The organism is Pseudomonas sp. Gutcm_11s, from assembly GCF_028649395.1.
Taxonomy (GTDB): Bacteria; Pseudomonadota; Gammaproteobacteria; order Pseudomonadales; family Pseudomonadaceae; genus Aquipseudomonas.
Map to the genome: position 1 here is coordinate 324,204 of NZ_JAQSUW010000016.1, position 15,052 is coordinate 339,255.

14 protein-coding genes are annotated in these 15,052 nt (G+C 63.8%); 11 read left to right on the forward strand and 3 right to left on the reverse strand.

Annotated elements, in window-relative coordinates:
• Positions 1–165 precede the first annotated feature (165 nt).
• The gene (locus tag PTT45_RS17760) at positions 166–930 is read left to right on the forward strand and encodes an FCD domain-containing protein (RefSeq protein WP_273815061.1); all 765 of its coding nucleotides are present in this window, start codon (positions 166–168) and stop codon (positions 928–930) included.
• Positions 931–959: 29 nt separating this feature from the next.
• Here the strand turns inward: PTT45_RS17760 and smpB are convergent, their stop codons facing one another.
• Positions 960–1,451 (reverse strand): SsrA-binding protein SmpB, encoded by a 492-nt coding sequence (gene smpB / locus PTT45_RS17765; RefSeq protein WP_273815062.1) that lies wholly within the window; start codon positions 1,449–1,451, stop codon positions 960–962.
• 129 nt (positions 1,452–1,580) lie between these two features.
• On the opposite strand from smpB, the gene PTT45_RS17770 reads away from it, so the two are divergent.
• On the forward strand, positions 1,581–2,015 hold the full coding sequence (locus tag PTT45_RS17770) for a type II toxin-antitoxin system RatA family toxin (RefSeq protein ID WP_273815063.1): 435 nt from the start codon (positions 1,581–1,583) through the stop codon (positions 2,013–2,015).
• Complete coding sequence (locus PTT45_RS17775; protein ID WP_273815064.1) at positions 2,008–2,313, forward strand: RnfH family protein; 306 nt, start codon at positions 2,008–2,010, stop codon at positions 2,311–2,313. Before PTT45_RS17770 ends, PTT45_RS17775 begins: the two co-directional genes overlap by 8 nt.
• A 55-nt stretch (positions 2,314–2,368) precedes the next feature.
• Here PTT45_RS17775 and PTT45_RS17780 read toward each other — a convergent pair whose 3' ends face one another.
• Positions 2,369–2,887 carry an outer membrane protein assembly factor BamE gene (locus PTT45_RS17780; RefSeq protein ID WP_273815065.1) on the reverse strand — a complete coding sequence of 173 codons (519 nt, stop codon included), beginning with the start codon at positions 2,885–2,887 and terminating at the stop codon, positions 2,369–2,371.
• A gap of 97 nt (positions 2,888–2,984) precedes the next feature.
• On the opposite strand from PTT45_RS17780, the gene fur reads away from it, so the two are divergent.
• On the forward strand, positions 2,985–3,395 hold the full coding sequence (gene fur, locus PTT45_RS17785; protein ID WP_043308818.1) for a ferric iron uptake transcriptional regulator: 411 nt from the start codon (positions 2,985–2,987) through the stop codon (positions 3,393–3,395).
• Positions 3,396–3,528: 133 nt separating this feature from the next.
• Here fur and recN read toward each other — a convergent pair whose 3' ends face one another.
• A complete protein-coding gene (gene recN, locus PTT45_RS17790) occupies positions 3,529–5,199 on the reverse strand; it encodes a DNA repair protein RecN (RefSeq protein ID WP_273815067.1) in 1,671 nt (556 codons plus the stop codon).
• Positions 5,200–5,292: 93 nt separating this feature from the next.
• Here recN and grpE point away from each other — a divergent pair, with 93 nt between their 5' ends.
• The 7 genes from grpE to greA all read left to right on the forward strand — a co-directional run bounded on the left by grpE (position 5,293) and on the right by greA (position 15,045).
• Positions 5,293–5,916, forward strand: coding sequence for a nucleotide exchange factor GrpE (gene grpE, locus PTT45_RS17795; RefSeq protein ID WP_273815274.1), 624 nt, complete (start codon positions 5,293–5,295; stop codon positions 5,914–5,916).
• 100 nt (positions 5,917–6,016) lie between these two features.
• Positions 6,017–7,933, forward strand: coding sequence for a molecular chaperone DnaK (dnaK, locus tag PTT45_RS17800; RefSeq protein WP_043308815.1), 1,917 nt, complete (start codon positions 6,017–6,019; stop codon positions 7,931–7,933).
• A 114-nt stretch (positions 7,934–8,047) separates the two neighbouring features.
• Positions 8,048–9,178 (forward strand): molecular chaperone DnaJ, encoded by a 1,131-nt coding sequence (dnaJ, locus tag PTT45_RS17805; protein ID WP_273815070.1) that lies wholly within the window; start codon positions 8,048–8,050, stop codon positions 9,176–9,178.
• 10 nt (positions 9,179–9,188) lie between these two features.
• The gene (dapB, locus tag PTT45_RS17810) at positions 9,189–9,992 is read left to right on the forward strand and encodes a 4-hydroxy-tetrahydrodipicolinate reductase (protein WP_273815072.1); all 804 of its coding nucleotides are present in this window, start codon (positions 9,189–9,191) and stop codon (positions 9,990–9,992) included.
• Positions 9,993–10,177: 185 nt separating this feature from the next.
• Positions 10,178–11,314: a glutamine-hydrolyzing carbamoyl-phosphate synthase small subunit gene (gene carA / locus PTT45_RS17815; protein WP_273815075.1), complete on the forward strand. Its 1,137-nt coding sequence runs from the start codon at positions 10,178–10,180 to the stop codon at positions 11,312–11,314.
• 36 nt (positions 11,315–11,350) lie between these two features.
• Entirely contained in the window at positions 11,351–14,572 is a 3,222-nt protein-coding gene (gene carB / locus PTT45_RS17820; RefSeq protein ID WP_273815076.1) for a carbamoyl-phosphate synthase large subunit, read from the forward strand.
• Complete coding sequence (gene greA / locus PTT45_RS17825) at positions 14,569–15,045, forward strand: transcription elongation factor GreA (RefSeq protein WP_273815077.1); 477 nt, start codon at positions 14,569–14,571, stop codon at positions 15,043–15,045. Before carB ends, greA begins: the two co-directional genes overlap by 4 nt.
• The last annotated feature ends 7 nt before the right edge of the window (positions 15,046–15,052 follow it).

Below are 15,052 nucleotides of genomic sequence, written 5' to 3' on the forward strand. Positions count from 1 at the left end.
CAGGGTAAAAGCCTGGCTCTTGGCATGTCAATTTGTGCGCCTGCGACTTTGGTCGAGTAGGGTGCTCATGTCGCATAGCTTGTGACGTCGGGCGGGGCTGGTTAGGCTGCCCGGCAAATGCCGTGGCAGTAGCCACGAGGTGCGGAAAGTGAGGGTGGAAGTGGTATGACATTCGGTCAGGTGCGGCAGCGCCGCCTGTCGGACGACATCGTCAGTCAGCTCGAGTCGATGATCCTCGAGGGCACGCTCAAGCCGGGCGAGCGCCTGCCAGCGGAGCGGATGCTGGCCGAGCAGTTCGGCGTGTCACGCCCGTCGCTGCGCGAGGCGATCCAGAAGCTGGTGGCCAAGGGGCTGCTGGTCAGCCGCCAGGGTGGCGGCAACTACGTGGCGGCCGAGCTGGGCTCGACCTTCAGCGATCCGCTGCTGCACCTGCTGGAGAGCAATCCGGATGCGCAGCGGGACCTGCTGGAGTTCCGCCACACGCTGGAGGGCTCCTGCGCCTTCTATGCAGCGCAGCGCGCCACGCCGGTCGACCACGAGCGCTTGCAGGCCGCCTTCGACGAGCTGCAGCGCTGCTATGCGCCGAACAGCAAGGCCAGCCGGGCGGAGGAGGGCGCGGCCGATGCGCGCTTCCACCTGGCCATCGCCGAGGCCAGTCACAACGCCGTGCTGCTGCACACCATTCGCGGCCTGTTCGACCTGCTCAAGCACAACGTGGTGACCAATATCGGCGGTATGTACCTGCAGCGCAGCGAGACGCGTGACCAGCTGCGCGCGCAGCATCAGGCGCTGTTCGAGGCGATCATCGGGCGTCGCGCCGAGGAGGCGCGCGATCTGTCGCACCACCACATCCACTATGTGCAGGAAGTGCTGGAGGAGGCGCAGCAAGAGGCCAAGCGGTTGGCCAGGTCGCAGCGCAGAGGTTTCTAGCAGGCAGAAGAAAGGGCGCCTTGGCGCCCTTACTCGTCCTGGTTGCCCTTGCCCTTGGTGCGCATGGCACGCTGGACCTCGCGATCGGCGTCCCGCTCTTTCTCGGTATGACGCTTGTCGAAGTCCTTCTTGCCCTTGGCCAGGGCGATCTCGCACTTGATCAGGTGCGCCTTCCAGTAGATCGACAGGGCCACGCAGGTGTAGCCCTTCTGCTGTACCGAGCCGAACAGCTTGTCCAGCTCGCGCTTGTTCAGCAGCAGCTTGCGGGTGCGTGTCGGGTCGGCGATGACGTGGGTGCTGGCAGTCTTAAGCGGGGTGATGTGGCAACCCATCAGCCAGGCTTCGTCATCTTTGAGCAGGATATAGCTGTCTACCAGCTGCGCCTTGCCGGCGCGCAGGCTCTTCACTTCCCAGCCGGACAGGACCAGGCCGGCCTCGAACTTGTGTTCGATGAAGTAGTCGTGCAGCGCCTTTTTGTTCAGCGCGATGGTCCCGGTGGGATGTTTCTTCTGCTTGGCCATAGGGCGCGCATTATAGGGAGTCGATGCGCCCGTGGCGACAGGTGCGCTTGAGGGGGCAGGTCGAATTCCGCACAATGCGCGCTCCGTGGCGCCGGCAGGCCGGTGCAGCAGTTCAGGAATCCAAGGCTGATGAGCACCCGCATTCAACGCTCGGCCCTGTTGCCTTATCCGGCGCAGGCCCTCTACAACCTGGTCAACGATGTGGCCAGCTACCCGCAGTTTCTGCCCTGGTGCGCGGCGTCCGAGGTGCTGGAGGCCAGCGAGAGCGAGATGCGCGCGACCCTGACTGTGGCCAAGGGTGGTGTCAGTCAGCAGTTCACCACGTGCAATCGGTTGGTGCCGGGCAAGTCCATCGAGATGCGCCTCGAAAGCGGCCCCTTCTCCCAGCTGCATGGTCTGTGGGAGTTCAAGGCTCTCGGTGATAAGGCCTGCAAGATCAGCCTGGACCTGACCTTCGATTACGCCGGTGCGCTGGTCAAGGCGACGCTCGGTCCGCTGTTCACCCAGGCTGCCAACACCATGGTCGATGCCTTCTGCCAGCGGGCCAAGCAGCTCAATGGCTGAGATTGTGGTCGAGGTGGTGTATGCCCTGGCTGGCGAGCAGAAGCTGCTGAGCCTGAGCGTGCCGCCTGGCACCACTGCGCGCGAGGCGGCGCTGCGCTCGGCGATGGACAAGCATTTTCCGGGTCTCGACCTGGCCGGCGCTGCGCTGGGGATTTTCGGCAAGGTGCTGGCCAAGCCGGAAGAGCGTGTGCTGGAGGCTGGCGAGCGCGTGGAAATCTACCGGCCGCTACTGGCTGACCCCAAGGAAGTGCGCAAGGCGCGAGCGGCCAAGGCCAGGGCGGCGCAGCAGACCGAGTGATCGCGCAGGCATGAAAAAGCCCGGCATTGGCCGGGCTTTTTTCTGTGCGCCGTACTTACTGCGGCTGCGGGTCCAGCGGCTCCGGAATCGGAACCGGAATCGGCTCGGCGGAGTCGACTTCGTTCTGGATCTGCTCCAGCAGCGAGCCCGGCTTGGCTGGCTCTTCGGCCTGCGGTTGCGGCTGGCTCTGCGGAGTGGTGGTGCCGGTGTCTTCGCCGAGGATTTCCTGGTCGCGGCTGACGCCAGGCATGAAGTCGCCGGCCAGACCGATCAGCTGATCGTTGCCGTCGAACTCCAGGCTGATGCGTTCCTGATAACGCTGACGACCGCCCGGCTGGATGCTGTACAGATAATCCCAGCGCTTGGCGTGGAAAGTATCAGTGATCATCGGGTTACCCATGATAAACCGCACTTGTCGCTGGGTCATTCCAGGCTTCAACTGGTCTATCATGTCCTGCGTAACGACATTGCCCTGCTGGATGTCGATTTTGTAAACCCCGGGAAACGAACAGCCGGCGAGTGCGAACAGACCCACGAGGGTGAGGCTGGGCAGCAAGAGCTTGGTGTTTTGCATCGGTGGGTGACTTCCACTATCTTGGCTGGGCAAATTAAACCCCGATCATACCCGCATTAACGGGAGCTGCGAAGCAGCAAGCACGAGAAAGCCGACCATGGTTGAAAACAACGAACTGCGCAAGGCTGGCCTGAAGGTCACCCTGCCGCGCGTGAAGATTCTGCAGATGCTGGACTCGACCGTTTCCGGTCAGCGCCACATGAGCGCCGAAGACGTGTACAAGGCCCTGATGGAGGCTGGTGAAGACGTCGGCCTGGCCACCGTCTACCGCGTTCTGACTCAGTTCGAGGCAGCCGGCCTGGTCGAGCGCCACAACTTCGATGGCGGCCACGCCGTATTCGAACTGGCTGATGGCGGCCACCACGACCACATGGTCTGCGTGGACTCCGGCGAGGTGATCGAATTCTTCGATCCGGAGATCGAGAAGCTGCAGAAGGAAATCGTCAAGCAGCACGGTTTCGAGCTGGTCGATCACAATCTGGTGCTGTACGTGCGCAAGAAGAAGTAAGCGCAGCCAGTACTGGATAAAGAAAAGGCGCCTCGCGGGGCGCCTTTTTCATGGCGCACATCCATGTGCGCCATCCTTCGGGCGGCTTCGCCGTGAAAAACGGTCGTCCTGCCGTTTTTTCATTGCCGCTGTTTCAGGCCTGGGCCTTGGTCACCATCTTGCGAGCATGGGCCAGGGACTCCTCGGTCAGGTCGACGCCGCCGAGCATGCGCGCGATCTCCTCGACGCGGCCTTCCGGTGCCAGGTTGGCCACTGCGGTCTGCGTGCTGTCTTTGCCGCGTGCCTTGTGCACGAACAGGTGCTGGTGGCCCTGGGCTGCGACTTGCGGCAGGTGGGTCACGGTCAGTACCTGGCCGCGCTCGCCGAGACGGCGCAATAACTGACCGACCACTTCGGCCGTGGGGCCGCCGATGCCGACGTCGACCTCGTCGAACACGAGGGTCGGCACCCGCGAGGTCTGCGCGGTGATCACCTGGATGGCCAGACTGATGCGCGACAGCTCGCCGCCGGAGGCCACTTTGGCCAGGGACTTCAATGGCTGGCCGGGGTTGGCGCTGACCAGAAACTCCACTTGCTCCAGGCCCTGGGGCTGCGGCTCATCGCTGCTGCCGGCCATTAATTCAATGTTGAAGCGGCCGCCGGGCATGCCCAGTGCCTGCATCTCTTCCTGCACTGCGGCGGCCAGGCGGGTAGCGGCCTGCTGACGCAGGGCGCTCAGCTCGCCGGCTTTCTCTTGGTAGTGACGGGAGTAGGCGGCCAGTTCCTCGCCGAGGCGCTCGACGGCCTCGTCGTCGGCGTTCAGGCCTTCCAGCTCTTCCAGTAGGCGCTGCTGCAGCTCGGCCAGCTCGAAGGGCTGCACGCGGTGCTTGCGGGCCAGGCCGTAGATGGCGTCCAGGCGCTCCTCGAGGAACTGCTGGCGCTGCGGGTCGGCATCGAAATGGTCGATGAAGCGATTCAGTTCGCCGACGGCTTCTTCCACCTGGATCTGCGCGCTGGCCAGCAGGTTGGTGGCCTCGCCCAGGGCAGGTTGGTCGGCGAAGCCGCCGAGGCGGTTGAGGCTGGCGGTGAGCGCCGACAGTACGTTGCCGGCGTCGCTCTCGCTGCACAGCTCGAGCACCTGGCGGCAGGCGCCGAGCAGTTGCTCGGAGTTGCTCAGGGCCTTGTGTTCCTGCTCCAGCTGTTCCAGCTCGTTGTCGCCGAGGGCCAGGTTCTCCAGCTCCTCCAGCTGGTAGCTGAGTAGTTGGTGGCGGGCGCGTTGCTCGTCGCCGCTGGAGGACAGGCGTTGCAGTTCCTGGCGGGTCTGGCGCCAGCGCTGGGCGGCCAGCTGTACCTGGCGCGCGAGTTCCTGGCTGCCGGCGTATTCGTCGAGCAGGCGGCGGTGGGTGTCGGGTTTGAGCAGTGACTGGTGCTCGTGCTGACTGTGGATGTCGATCAGCAGCTCGCCCAGGGCCTTGAGGTCGCCGAGCGGGCAGGGTGCGCCGTTGATGTAGCCGCGCGAGCGGCCCTCGCTGGTGATGACGCGGCGCAGGATGCACGGGCCGTCGTTGTCCAGGTCGCGCTCGGCCAACCAGGCGCGGGCCTCAGCGATGTCTTCCAGGTCGAAGCTGGCAAGGATGTCGGCCTTGTCGCTGCCGGGGCGCACCACGCCGCTGTCGGCGCGGTCGCCGAGGGCCAGGCCGAGAGCGTCGAGCATGATCGACTTGCCGGCGCCGGTCTCGCCGGTGATCACCGACATGCCGCGCTGCAGTTCGAGGTCGAGGTGTTCGACGATGGCGTAGTTGTGAATCGACAGGTGCACCAGCATGGAGAGCGCTCCCAGAGAGTTGTGCTGGCTATTTATACAGTGTTTTGTTTCGTCTCGGCAATAACCCTTGAAACCCTGTGTCCGGCCCCCCATATAGGCGAACAGAAGCGCGGGCCAGAACCCGCCAAGCAATCACAGGAGGACCCAATGGCAGACGAACAGAACCTGGATACGGCAACCGCAGAAGAGCAACTGGCAGGCGCAGTGCCCGCTGGCGACGAGCTGGCTGCCCGTGTGCAGACCCTCGAAGAGCAGCTGGCCGCCGCCCAGGATCAATCCCTGCGCATGGCCGCCGACCTGCAGAACGTGCGTCGTCGCGCTGAGCAGGACGTGGAGAAGGCGCACAAGTTCGCCCTGGAAAAATTCGCCAACGACCTGCTGCCGGTAGTCGACAGCCTGGAGCGCGGCCTGGAACTGACCAGTGCCAGCGACGAGTCGAGCAAGGCGATCCGCGAGGGCATGGAACTGACCCTCAAGCTGTTCCATGACACCCTCAAGCGCTACCAGCTCGAGGCGGTCGATCCGCACGGCACGCCGTTCAATCCGGAGCACCACCAGGCCATGGCGATGGAAGAGAGCACCCATGTCGAGCCGAATACCGTGCTCAAGGTGTTCCAGAAGGGCTACCTGCTCAGCGGCCGTCTGCTGCGCCCGGCCATGGTCGTGGTGAGCAAGGCGCCGATCGCGCCGCCGCCGTCCATCGACGAGCAGGCTTGAAATCCGGGCGATCAGCCCCATCTGTTAGATCAAGCGTTTATTTGCTGCCGCAGCCACTGAAGCAGGGCTGCGGAGAATCCAAAGTTTCGGGAGAAAGAATATGGGCAAAATCATCGGTATCGACCTGGGGACTACCAACTCCTGCGTCGCAGTTCTGGAAAACGGTAACGTCAAGGTCATCGAAAACGCCGAAGGTGCGCGCACCACGCCGTCGATCATCGCCTACACCAATGATGGCGAGATCCTCGCTGGCCAGTCCGCCAAGCGTCAGGCCGTGACCAACCCGCACAACACCCTGTATGCGGTGAAGCGCCTGATCGGCCGTCGCTTCGATGAAGACGTCGTGCAGAAAGACATCAAGATGGTCCCGTACAAGATCGCCAAGGCCGACAACGGTGACGCCTGGGTGGAAGTGAAGGGCCAGAAAATGGCACCGCCGCAAATTTCTGCGGAAGTGCTGAAGAAGATGAAGAAGACCGCCGAAGACTACCTCGGCGAGCCAGTGACCGAGGCGGTGATCACCGTTCCAGCCTACTTCAACGACAGCCAGCGCCAGGCCACCAAAGACGCCGGCCGCATCGCCGGTCTCGAGGTCAAGCGCATCATCAACGAGCCGACCGCGGCTGCGCTGGCCTACGGCATGGACAAGGCCAAGGGCGACCACACTGTGATCGTCTATGACCTGGGTGGCGGTACCTTCGACGTGTCGGTGATCGAGATCGCCGAAGTCGATGGCGAGCACCAGTTCGAAGTACTGGCCACCAACGGTGACACCTTCCTTGGTGGTGAGGACTTCGACATCCGCCTGATCGACTACCTCGTCGACGAATTCAAGAAAGAGTCCGGCATCGACCTGAAGGGCGATCCGCTGGCCATGCAACGTCTGAAAGAGGCTGCCGAGAAGGCCAAGATCGAGCTGTCGTCCGCGCAGCAGACCGACGTCAACCTGCCGTACATCACTGCCGATGCGACCGGTCCGAAGCACCTCAACGTGAAGATTTCCCGCGCCAAGCTGGAAGCCCTGGTTGAAGAGCTGGTGACTCGTACCATCGAGCCGTGCCGCATCGCGCTGAAGGACTCCGGTCTGGATGTTGGCAGCATCGACGAAGTGATCCTGGTCGGCGGCCAGACCCGCATGCCGCTGGTACAACAGAAAGTTGCCGAGTTCTTCGGCAAGGAAGCGCGCAAGGACGTCAACCCGGACGAAGCCGTGGCCATCGGTGCTGCGATCCAGGGCGCCGTTCTGGCCGGTGACGTGAAAGACGTACTGCTGCTCGACGTTTCCCCGCTGACCCTGGGTATCGAAACCATGGGTGGCGTGATGACCGCGCTGATCGAGAAGAACACCACCATCCCGACCAAGAAGTCGCAGGTGTTCTCGACTGCCGACGACAACCAGGGCGCCGTGACCATCCACGTGCTGCAGGGCGAGCGCAAGCAAGCCGCGCAGAACAAGTCGCTGGGCAAGTTCGACCTGGCCGAGATTCCGCCGGCTCCGCGTGGCGTGCCGCAGATCGAAGTGACCTTCGACATCGACGCCAACGGCATCCTGCATGTCGGCGCCAAAGACAAGGCCACCGGCAAGCAGCAGTCCATCGTGATCAAGGCCAACTCCGGTCTGTCCGACGACGAGATCGAGCGCATGGTACGTGATGCCGAGGCCAACGCCGAGGAAGACCGCAAGTTCGAGGAGCTGGCCGCGGCCCGCAACCAGGGCGACGGTCTGGTCCACGCCACTCGCAAGATGATCACCGAGGCGGGCGACAAGGCCACTGCCGACGAGAAGGCGGCGATCGAGAAGGCCATCGGCGAGCTGGAAGTTGCGCTGAAGGGCGACGACAAGGAGGCCATCGAGGCCAAGATCAACGCCCTGTCCGAGGCCACCACTCCGCTGGCGCAGAAGATGTACGCCGAGCAGCCGCAACCGGGCGCTGCCGCCCAGGGCGCGGATGATGCCAAGGACGCCGGTGACGACGTGGTCGACGCCGAGTTCGAAGAGGTCAAGGACAACAAGTAAGCCCGCTTACTTAAGGTGCCAGCCAGCCGCTCATGCGGCTGGCGATTCTCCGCGCGGGGGCTTGCTCCCGCGTTGGCGTGTCTGGAGCCTGTGAATCAGAGGTGTTAAGGATTTATGGCCAAACGTGACTTTTACGAAGTGCTCGGTGTGGAGCGCGGCGCCAGCGAGGCGGACCTGAAGAAGGCCTATCGCCGCCTGGCGATGAAGTACCACCCGGACCGCAACCCGGATGACAAGGCCGCGGAAGAGAAATTCAAGGAGGCCAACGAGGCCTACGAAGTGCTCTCCGATGCCGGCAAGCGCTCGGCCTACGACCAGTACGGTCACGCCGGCGTCGACCCGCAGATGGGTGGCGGCGGTGCCGGCGGCTTCGGTGGCGCCAACTTCTCCGACATCTTCGGCGATGTGTTCAGTGATTTCTTCGGCGGCGGCGGTCGTGGCGGCTCGCGTGGCGGCGCTCAGCGCGGCTCGGATCTGCGCTACACCCTCGAGCTGGACCTGGAGGAGGCGGTGCGCGGCACCACCGTGACCATTCGCGTGCCGACCCTGGTCGGTTGCAAGACCTGCGATGGCAGCGGTGCCAAGAAGGGCGCCAGCCCGGTGACCTGTACCACCTGCGGCGGTATCGGCCAGGTGCGCATGCAGCAAGGCTTCTTCTCGGTGCAGCAGACCTGCCCGCGTTGCCACGGCAGCGGCAAGATGATCACCGACCCCTGTGGCAGCTGCCACGGCCAGGGCCGCGTGGAAGAGAGCAAGACCCTGTCGGTCAAGGTGCCGGCAGGCGTCGATACCGGCGACCGCATCCGCCTGACTGGCGAAGGTGAAGCGGGCTCCCATGGCGGACCGGCTGGCGACCTCTATGTGGTGGTCAACGTGCGTGAGCACCCGATCTTCCAGCGTGACGGCAAGCACCTGTACTGCGAGGTGCCGATCAGCTTCGCCGACGCGGCGCTGGGCGGCGAGCTGGAAGTGCCGACCCTGGATGGCCGGGTCAAATTGAAGATCCCGGAAGGCACCCAGACCGGCAAGCTGTTCCGCCTGCGTGGCAAGGGTGTGGCGCCGGTGCGCGGCGGTGGTGCCGGCGACCTGCTGTGCAAGGTGGCGGTGGAAACGCCGGTCAACCTGGACAAGCGCCAGCGCGAGCTGCTGGAAGAGTTCCGCAAGTCGCTGGAAGGCGACAGTTCCCACTCGCCCAAGGCCAGCGGCTGGTTCGACGGCATGAAGCGCTTCTTCGGCGACATCTAAGGAATCGGCTATGCGACGTATTGCAGTGATGGGCGCCGCCGGGCGCATGGGCAAGATCCTTATCGAGGCGGTCGGCCAGGCGGAAGGCGCCCAGCTGACCGCGGCGGTGGATCGCCCGGACAGCAGTCTGATCGGTGCCGATGCTGGCGAGCTGGCGGCGCTGGGCAAGATCGGCGTGACCCTGGCGGGTGACCTGAGCGCGGTGCTGGATCAGTTCGATGTGCTGATCGACTTCACGCACCCCTCGGCGACCCTGAAGAACCTGGAGGTCTGCCGCCAGGCAGGCAAGGCCATGGTCATCGGCACCACCGGCTTCTCGCCGGAGGAGAAGCAGTTGCTGGGCGAGGCGGCCAAGCAGATCCCGATCGTCTTCGCCGCCAACTACAGCGTCGGCGTCAATCTGTGCCTGAAACTGCTGGATACCGCAGCGCGCGTGCTGGGCGATGATGTGGATATCGAGATTCTCGAAGCGCACCACCGGCACAAGGTCGATGCGCCGTCCGGCACTGCCCTGCGCATGGGCGAAGTGGTAGCCAATGCCCTGGGTCGCGATCTGCAGAAAGTCGCCGTCTACGGTCGCGAGGGTCAGACCGGTGCCCGCGAGCGCGAGACCATCGGTTTCGCCACCGTGCGTGCCGGCGATGTGGTTGGCGATCACACCGTGCTGTTCGCTGCCGATGGCGAGCGCGTGGAGATCACCCACAAGGCCTCCAGCCGCATGACCTTCGCCAAGGGGGCTGTGCGCGCGGCGCAGTGGCTGCAGAGCCAGCCTGCCGGTCTTTATGATATGCAGGATGTGCTGGGGCTGAACTGAAATGCCTGAACGGTCCATGCAAGCTGTGGACCGAAAAGGGCTTTTCCTGTAAGCTTCCCGCTTTAGTGTGTCCACTAAAAGTAACGCAGAATGAATCAGATAAAGAAGCGGGGTGACGGTCAATACGTCATCCCGCTTTTTTACAACCTGCGTTTGTGCAAGTTCCAGATCTAAGGGAGGTCTTCTTGACTAAGCCAGCCATACTCGCCCTTGCCGACGGCAGCATTTTCCGCGGTGAAGCAATCGGGGCCGACGGCCATACCATCGGTGAAGTGGTGTTCAACACCGCCATGACCGGCTATCAGGAAATCCTCACCGATCCTTCCTATGCCCAGCAGATTGTCACCCTGACCTATCCGCACATCGGCAACACCGGCACCACGCCGGAAGACGCCGAGTCCAACCGCGTGTGGGCCGCCGGTCTGATCATTCGCGACCTGCCGCTGACTTCCAGCAACTGGCGCAACAAGCAGCCGCTGGACGAGTACCTGAAAGAGAACGGTACCGTTGCCATCGCCGGTATCGACACCCGTCGCCTGACCCGCATCCTGCGCGAGAAGGGTTCGCAGAACGGCTGCATCCTGGCTGGCGACGACGCCACCGAGGAAAATGCCCTGGAACTGGCGCGTAGCTTCCCCGGCCTGAAAGGCATGGACCTGGCCAAGGTGGTCAGCTGCACCGAGCGCTACGAGTGGCGCTCCAGTGTGTGGAGCCTGAAAGACGACAGCCATCCGGAAATCGCTGCCAGCGAGCTGCCTTACCACGTGGTCGCCTACGACTACGGCGTCAAGGTCAATATCCTGCGCATGCTGGTCGAGCGCGGCTGCCGCCTCACCGTGGTGCCGGCGCAGACCCCGGCCAGCGACGTGCTGGCCCTGAACCCGGACGGCGTGTTCCTCTCCAACGGCCCTGGCGACCCCGAGCCGTGCGACTACGCCATCGCTGCGATCAAGGAAGTGCTGCAGACCGAAATCCCGGTCTTCGGCATCTGCCTCGGCCACCAACTGCTGGCCCTGGCCTCCGGCGCCAAGACCGTGAAGATGGGCACCGGCCACCACGGCGCCAACCACCCGGTCCAGGATCTGGATTCCGGCGTGGTGATGATCACCAGCCAGAACCACGGTTTCGCCGTGGACGAGCCTAGCCTGCCGGCCAACCTGCGCGCCACTCACAAGTCGCTGTTCGACGGCACCCTGCAGGGCATCGAGCGTACCGACAAAGTGGCCTTCAGCTTCCAGGGGCACCCGGAAGCCAGCCCAGGCCCGCACGACGTCGCCCCGCTGTTCGATCGCTTCATCGAAGCCATGGCCAAGCGCCGCTAAGCCACGCCGACTGACCCAAGGATTCGAGTAAGAACCATGCCAAAACGTACAGACATCAAAAGCATCCTGATCCTCGGCGCCGGCCCCATCGTCATCGGCCAGGCCTGCGAGTTCGACTATTCCGGCGCCCAGGCCTGCAAGGCCCTGAAGGAAGAAGGCTTCCGCGTCATCTTGGTGAACTCCAACCCGGCCACCATCATGACCGACCCGGCCATGGCCGACGCCACCTACATCGAGCCGATCAAGTGGGCCACCGTGGCCAAGATCATCGAGAAGGAGCGTCCGGACGCGCTGCTGCCGACCATGGGTGGCCAGACCGCGCTGAACTGCGCCCTGGACCTGGAAAAGCACGGCATCCTGGAAAAATTCGGCGTCGAGATGATCGGTGCCAACGCCGACACCATCGACAAGGCCGAAGACCGCTCGCGCTTCGACAAGGCGATGAAAGACATCGGCCTGGCCTGCCCGGTTTCCGGCATCGCCCACAACATGGAAGAAGCCTACGGCGTGCTGGAGAAGGTCGGCTTCCCCTGCATCATCCGTCCGTCCTTCACTATGGGTGGCACCGGCGGCGGCATCGCCTACAACCGTGAAGAATTCGAAGAAATCTGCGCCCGCGGCCTGGATCTGTCGCCGACCAGCGAGCTGCTGATCGACGAATCGCTGATCGGCTGGAAGGAATACGAGATGGAGGTGGTCCGCGACAAGAAGGACAACTGCATCATCGTCTGCTCCATCGAGAACTTCGATCCGATGGGCGTGCACACCGGTGACTCGATCACCGTGGCCCCGGCCCAGACCCTGACCGACAAGGAATACCAGATCCTGCGTAACGCCTCCTTGGCGGTGCTGCGCGAGATCGGCGTGGAAACCGGCGGCTCCAACGTGCAGTTCGGCATTTGCCCGAACACCGGCCGCATGGTGGTGATCGAGATGAACCCGCGCGTGTCGCGTTCCTCGGCCCTGGCCTCCAAGGCCACCGGCTTCCCGATCGCCAAGATCGCCGCCAAGCTGGCCGTCGGCTACACCCTCGACGAGCTGCAGAACGACATCACCGGTGGCCGTACCCCGGCTTCGTTCGAGCCGGCCATCGACTACGTCGTCACCAAGATCCCGCGTTTCGCCTTCGAGAAGTTCCCGAAAGCCGACGCCCGCCTGACCACCCAGATGAAGTCCGTGGGTGAAGTCATGGCCATCGGCCGCACCTTCCAGGAGTCCATGCAGAAAGCCCTGCGCGGCCTGGAAGTCGGCGTTGCCGGCTTCGACGAGAAGCTCGACCTGAACGATCCGGAAGCCGAGAGCACCCTGCGTCGCGAGCTGACCGTGCCGAGCGCCGACCGCGTCTGGTACGTGGCCGATGCCTTCCGCGCCGGCAAGACCGTTGCCGAAGTGTTCGACCTGACTCGTATCGACGAGTGGTTCCTGGTGCAGATCGAAGACCTGGTCAAGGACGAAGAGCGCATCAAGACCCTGGCGCTGTCGGCCATCGATCGCGACCTGATGTACAAGCTCAAGCGCAAAGGCTTCTCCGACATCCGCCTGGCCAAATTGCTGGGTGTGACCGAGAAGACCCTGCGCAGCCACCGCCACAAGCTGAAAGTGCTGCCGGTGTACAAGCGCGTCGACACCTGCGCTGCCGAGTTCGCCACCGACACCGCCTACATGTACTCGACCTACGAGGAAGAGTGCGAGGCCAACCCGAGCGGTCGCGACAAGATCATGATCCTCGGCGGCGGTCCCAACCGTATCGGCCAGGGCATCGAGTTCGACTACTGCTGCGTACACGCGGCGCTGGCCATGCGTGAAGACGGTTACGAGACCATCATGGTCAACTGCAACCCGGAAACCGTCTCCACCGACTACGACACCTCCGATCGCCTGTACTTCGAGCCGGTAACCCTGGAAGACGTGCTGGAAATCGTCCGCGTCGAGCAGCCGAAAGGCGTGATCGTGCAGTACGGCGGCCAGACCCCGCTGAAACTGTGTCGCGCCCTGGAAGAAGCTGGCGTGCCGATCATCGGTACCTCGCCTGACGCCATCGACCGCGCCGAAGACCGCGAGCGCTTCCAGCAGATGGTGCAGCGCCTGAACCTGCGCCAGCCGGCCAACGCCACCGCGCGCAGCGAAGACGAAGCCCTGGCCCTGTCCAAGTCCATCGGCTACCCGATGGTCGTGCGCCCGTCCTACGTGCTGGGCGGCCGTGCCATGGAGATCGTCTACCAGGAAGAAGAACTCAAGCGCTACATGCGCGAAGCGGTGAAGGTGTCCAACGACAGCCCGGTGCTGCTGGACCGTTTCCTCAACTGCGCCATCGAAGTCGACATCGACGCGGTGTGCGACGGTGAGACCGTGGTGATTGGCGCGATCATGCAGCACATCGAACAGGCCGGCGTGCACTCCGGTGACTCCGCCTGCTCGCTGCCGCCGTACTCGCTGCCGGCGCACATCCAGGACGAGATCCGTGACCAGGTCAAGAAAATGGCCCTGGAGCTCGGTGTGGTCGGTCTGATGAACGTGCAGATGGCCGTGCAGGGCGAGGACATCTACGTCATCGAAGTGAACCCGCGCGCCTCGCGTACCGTGCCGTTCGTCTCCAAGTGTGTCGGCGAGTCGCTGGCCAAGGTGGCGGCCCGTGTCATGGCTGGCAAGTCGCTGGCCGAGGCTGGTTACGCCAAGGAAGTGATTCCGCCGTACTTCAGCGTCAAGGAAGCGGTGTTCCCGTTCGCCAAGTTCCCGGGTGTCGACCCGATCCTCGGCCCGGAGATGAAGTCCACCGGTGAAGTGATGGGTGTCGGCGACAGCTTCGGCGAGGCCTTCGCCAAGGCCCAGCTGGGCGCCAGCGAGATCCTGCCGAACTCCGGTTGCGCCTTCATCAGCGTGCGCGAAGACGACAAGGCGCAGGCCGTCGAGGTCGCGCGCGACCTGGTCGGTCTGGGCTTCGAAGTGGTTGCCACCGCCGGTACCGCCAAGGTGATCGAGGCTGCCGGCCTGCCGGTGCGTCGCGTGAACAAGGTGACCGAGGGTCGTCCACACGTGGTCGACATGATCAAGAATGACGAAGTCACCCTGATCATCAACACCACCGAAGGCCGTCAGTCCATCGCTGACTCCTACTCCATCCGTCGTAACGCCCTGCAGCACAAGATCTACTGCACCACCACCATCGCGGCTGGTCAGGCGATCTGCGAAGCGCTCAAATTCGGTCCCGAGAAGACCGTGCGCCGCCTGCAGGACCTGCACGCAGGAATCAAGGCATGAACAAGTACCCCATGACTGTCCAGGGCGCTCGCGCCCTGGAGGACGAGCTGGCGCACCTGACCAAGGTGGTGCGTCCCAAGCTCAGCCAGGACATCGGCGAGGCGCGCGAGCTGGGCGACCTCAAGGAAAACGCCGAGTACCATGCGGCCCGCGAACAGCAGGGCATGGTCGAGGCGCGTATCCGTGATATCGAAGGCCGCCTGCAGCATGCAGTAGTGATCGACGTCACCACCATCGCCCACACTGGCAAGGTGATCTTTGGTACCACCGTCGATATTGCCAACTGCGAGACCGACGAGAGCGTGACCTATCAGATCGTTGGCGAAGACGAGGCCGACATCAAGATCGGCAAACTGTCGGTCAGCTCGCCCATCGCCCGCGCCCTGGTGGGCAAGGAAGAAGGCGACGTGGTGGCGGTGAAGACCCCCAGCGGCCTGGTCGAGTACGAGATTGTCGAAGTCCGCCATATTTAAGCGCCAA